Origin of the sequence: Nonomuraea sp. 10N515B (assembly GCF_052245915.1) — a bacterium.
GTDB lineage: Bacteria > Actinomycetota > Actinomycetes > Streptosporangiales > Streptosporangiaceae > Nonomuraea.
Window position 1 is genome coordinate 1 of sequence record NZ_JBQQBQ010000157.1, and the last position, 3,758, is coordinate 3,758.

General features: G+C 70.9%; 3 protein-coding genes and 1 pseudogene. 1 reads left to right on the forward strand and 3 read right to left on the reverse strand.

Going from position 1 to position 3,758, the window contains the following annotated elements; genetic code table 11:
• Positions 1-235: 235 nt before the first annotated feature.
• The 3 genes and pseudogenes from ACTWQA_RS58640 to ACTWQA_RS58650 all read right to left on the reverse strand — a co-directional run bounded on the left by ACTWQA_RS58640 (position 236) and on the right by ACTWQA_RS58650 (position 2,113).
• The gene (locus ACTWQA_RS58640; RefSeq protein ID WP_443167436.1) at positions 236-1,015 is read right to left on the reverse strand and encodes a BBE domain-containing protein; all 780 of its coding nucleotides are present in this window, start codon (positions 1,013-1,015) and stop codon (positions 236-238) included.
• A 72-nt stretch (positions 1,016-1,087) separates the two neighbouring features.
• A pseudogene (locus tag ACTWQA_RS58645) lies at positions 1,088-1,243 on the reverse strand (FAD-binding protein); the annotation flags it as partial.
• 36 nt (positions 1,244-1,279) lie between these two features.
• Positions 1,280-2,113 carry a class I SAM-dependent methyltransferase gene (locus tag ACTWQA_RS58650; protein WP_443167437.1) on the reverse strand — a complete coding sequence of 278 codons (834 nt, stop codon included), beginning with the start codon at positions 2,111-2,113 and terminating at the stop codon, positions 1,280-1,282.
• 314 nt (positions 2,114-2,427) lie between these two features.
• Here ACTWQA_RS58650 and ACTWQA_RS58655 point away from each other — a divergent pair, with 314 nt between their 5' ends.
• Positions 2,428-3,399, forward strand: a complete 972-nt coding sequence (locus tag ACTWQA_RS58655) for an NAD-dependent epimerase/dehydratase family protein (RefSeq protein ID WP_443167438.1) — start codon at positions 2,428-2,430, stop codon at positions 3,397-3,399.
• Positions 3,400-3,758 lie beyond the last annotated feature (359 nt).

Genomic DNA, 3,758 nt, shown 5'->3' on the forward strand with positions numbered 1-3,758 from the left:
GTGGCCAGAGCGGCGGTTCCCTGTGTGGTAGACATGATCACATTCCCCCGAATGTTGTGTGGTTGATCTTTACTTTCGATCATCTACCCAGAGTGATCGTTTCCACACTTAGAGTGATACCCCCCTCGGTAGATCTGCCGCCGGTGGGCCCGGCGGCGCGCGGCGGGTTCGTCGAGCTCGGTTAACAGGGTGGCGAGCGCGAGGCCGAGCGCGGCCTCGGCTGGCGGGGCCGGTGTCATGGCGTCGGGGGGATGGGGTGGTTGGAACGGATGACGTCGCCGGGGTCGGCCTGCGCTTTGACGCGTCGTAGCCGCTGGTAGGTTTCCGGCGGGAACAGGGCCGAGGTCTCGGCCGGGCCTTCGGCGAAGTTCAGATAGCGGCGGCCGGTGTCCCACGGGCGCATGGCGCCGGTGAGCCGTTCCAAGTCCTCGGCCACGGCGGCGCCGGTCTCGGGCCGGTCGGCGATGCCGCCGGCGATCAGGGCGAACGTGGCGTCGATCGAGGTCAGCGCCCCGGCGCCGGGTGCGGGGCGGGCCAGCGCTGCGCCGAGTTGGCGCAGCTCCACCGTCACCAGGCGGGATCCGGAGCCGGGCCCCGCCGTCTGCACCAGCGCGTCGATCCCGGCCGGCGGCAGCTCGCCGAACAGCCGGTGATCGCTGATCACGGGGACGGGCTGTTCGGGGTCCAGGTGGAGCCGGCTGAGCGCTGCGGGCGGCACCATGGCGAAGGTGTCCAGGCCGGGCGCAAGCGCACGCAGCGGGGCGAGCACCTGCTCGCCGAAGCTCTGGTCGCCGAGCACGGCGGCGTCGATGTTGACCACGGAGCGTCCGGGCAGGGGTGGGGCCGGCTCCGGAAGGTGCAGGATGCGGGCGGAGGAGGTGATCTCCTCGGGGGCGGTGGCCTGCCAGGTGTTCCAGGCGTGCAGCACCTCGCCGGCGCGTTCCCACGGCCAGAACAGGCCGCCGGCGTAGATGCGGGGGATCGGCAGGAGCTGGAATTCCAGCGTGGTGACCACGGCGAAGCTCCCGCAGCCGCCGCGCAGCGCCCAGAACAGATCGGGCTCGTGGTCGGGGTCTGCGCGGATGAGGTCGCCGTCGGCCGTGACCGCCTCGGCGGCCAGCAGCCTGTTGCAGGCCAGGCCGTGTTTGCGGGCCAGCCAGCTGAGCCCGCCGCCCAGCGTGTAGCCGGCGACGCCGACGTCGGGTGAGGAGCCGGCCAGTGCGGCCAGGCCGTGCTCGGCGGCCGGCTCGTTGGCTGTTCCGGACCGGGTGGGAGTGTGTCACTGCCCGTGGCGCTGCGGTGGGGAGGGGACACGCTGTGCGGTGAGCACGGGCTGGAAGAACCCGCTGGTGGCCGGGGTGTGCCAGCTGATGCCGGTGAAACCGGCGTCGGCCACGGAATCCGTCAATTGCCGGCGGGTCAGCGCCCAGTAGGTGGTACGGCGCACGCGGACATCCCAGGTGCTTCCGGCGGGCAGGAGCTGGAAGTGTTCCAGGGTGTAGCGCTCGCCGTCTTCGTGCCAGTGCCACAGCTGGAAGGTGATCACCTGGCCGTCGGGGGTCTGGGTCACCTGGGGAGGTGTCGCCGTGGGGTGGGTCCGGCGGGCCTCGTCGTAGGCCCGGACAGTGATCACCAGTAGTCCGCCGTCCCGGAGTACCCGTCGCATGCCGAGGAGGGCTGTCTGCAGGTCTTGCGGGGAAAGCAGATGCGGGAGTGAGTTGTCGGCACACAGGACGACGTCGAAAGCGGATGTTGTGAAGGGAAGTGAGCGCATGTCCGCCGCGGCTGTGGGAAGACTGGTGCCGCGGGCCGCGGCTTCGACAGCGGCGCGGGCGGCGGCGACGGGGCTCAGGTCGCTGCCGACGACCTTGTATCCGGCCAGAGCAAGCCCGATCGACTGGGTGCCGATTCCGCAGGAGCAGTCCAGAACCAGGTGCGGTCCTGCCCCGAGACGCGGACGGATGAGCCCGTCCAGCGCCTTGGCCTGGCGCGCCATGCTCGCATCCCAGTCCGGGTAGACCAGGTGGTAGTCGGCGGCCAGCTCATCATAGAAGTCCCTCACCGAGAACCCGGACACGCCTCCCACCGTAGTACGAGCGTCGTGCGTGCTCACGGGGCTGGACCTTCAAGCTGCGCTCGTCCAGGCCCAGCCACCCGTCGGCAACCCTTCTCGCTGCGGATGCGGGCGCATTCGCAGCGCTGTGCGGTCGGCATGGCCGGCACGGCCGGGGTGGCGGCGTTGAGTGGCGCGTCGGCGCAGGTAGGCAGGCCTACAGGTCGCGAGCCAGTGCCCTACGATCCCGCACGATCTCGCACCGGCTTGTGTCCTTCCTCGTCGGGGAGCCGACGAGCACGTACCAGCTTGGCCCTCTGGAGCTCCTCGGGCGGCGCTTGCGCGGGCCGCGCGCGGCCGGGCAGGCTTGAATCATGCGTGTTCTTCTGCTCGGCGGCACCTGGTTCCTCGGCCGGCGCGTGGCCGAACGGCTTGTGCAGCGCGGTGACGCGGTCCTGCTGGCGCACCGCGGCTCGCCCCGATCTTCCCCCGCCGTGCCGGGCGAGCACCTGTACGGCGAGCGTCGCGACCTGGCACGGCACGCAGCGCGGATCAAGGAGTTCGCCCCCGGCGCGGTGGTCGACACCTGTGCGTTCACCGCAGCCGACGTCGATGCCGTGCTCCCCGCCCTGCCGGAGGTGCCCACGGTGGTGCTGTCCAGCCAGGACGTCTACGAGGCCTACACCGGCCTGCGCTGCGGCCGCGAACTGTCGCCGCTCCCCTTGACCGAGGACTCGCCCCTGCGCCGCGACCGCTACCCCTACCGGGGTGCCGGTCATCCCGACGTGCCTGATGACTACGACAAAATCGATGTCGAGGAGCGCTGGCTGCCGCGGGGCGCGGTCGTGCTGCGGCTTCCGCTCATCTACGGACCGTACGACTGGCAGCGCCGCGAGGAGCCGATCTTGCGCCGCGTGCGCGCCGGGCGAGCCCGCATCCCCATAGGCGCGGCCAACCTGCTGTGGACGCGCTGCCATGTCGACGACGTGGCCACCGGCGTCCTGGCCGCGCTCGACAGCAGGGCGGTCGCCGGGCAGCCGATCAACCTCGGCGAGACCAGCACGGCGACGATCGGCACGTGGTTTCGCCAGATCCTTTCGGCCGCCGGTTCATCGGCCGAGCTGGTCCAGGTGCCCGATCGCGCCCTGCCGCACGACCTGGCTCTGTCCGGGGTGCAGGCGCAGCACCTGCTGGTCTCGGTCACCCGAGCCCAGTCCTTGCTCGGCTGGACTGCGGGCGACCCCGCCGAACGCGTGGCCGACTCGGTGCGCTGGCACCTGGCCCACGCCCCCGCCGACGTCTGGACGGACGCGGACACGGCGGCCGACGAGGCCGCGCTCGCATAGCCGGTGTCTTACGCGACATTGAGCCCGCCGTGTGCCACGTCGAGCGCCGGCATGATGACCACCGCCGCGAGATCGAAGGAGCCGGGCGTGTGCAGAACTCGCCGACGACCATGCGGTCAGCGCCGAACCGACCAGAGCTGGTTTGCCTTATAGTCGCAGCGGAACTGGGCGGCCGGCGCGTGCTGATCGGTGCTCCCTCCCGAAATGCCCGGGCACAGCCCACTCTTGCGACTCCTCAGAGGGCGTTACGCGAGGCGAAGTCCATGATGTCGCAGTGTGATCGGATGGATTTGTAGCGTTACCGCCCGTCGGCGGGCTGCCCTGTGCTGGGATAGCCGGGTGAGCGAGCGCAAGCCGTA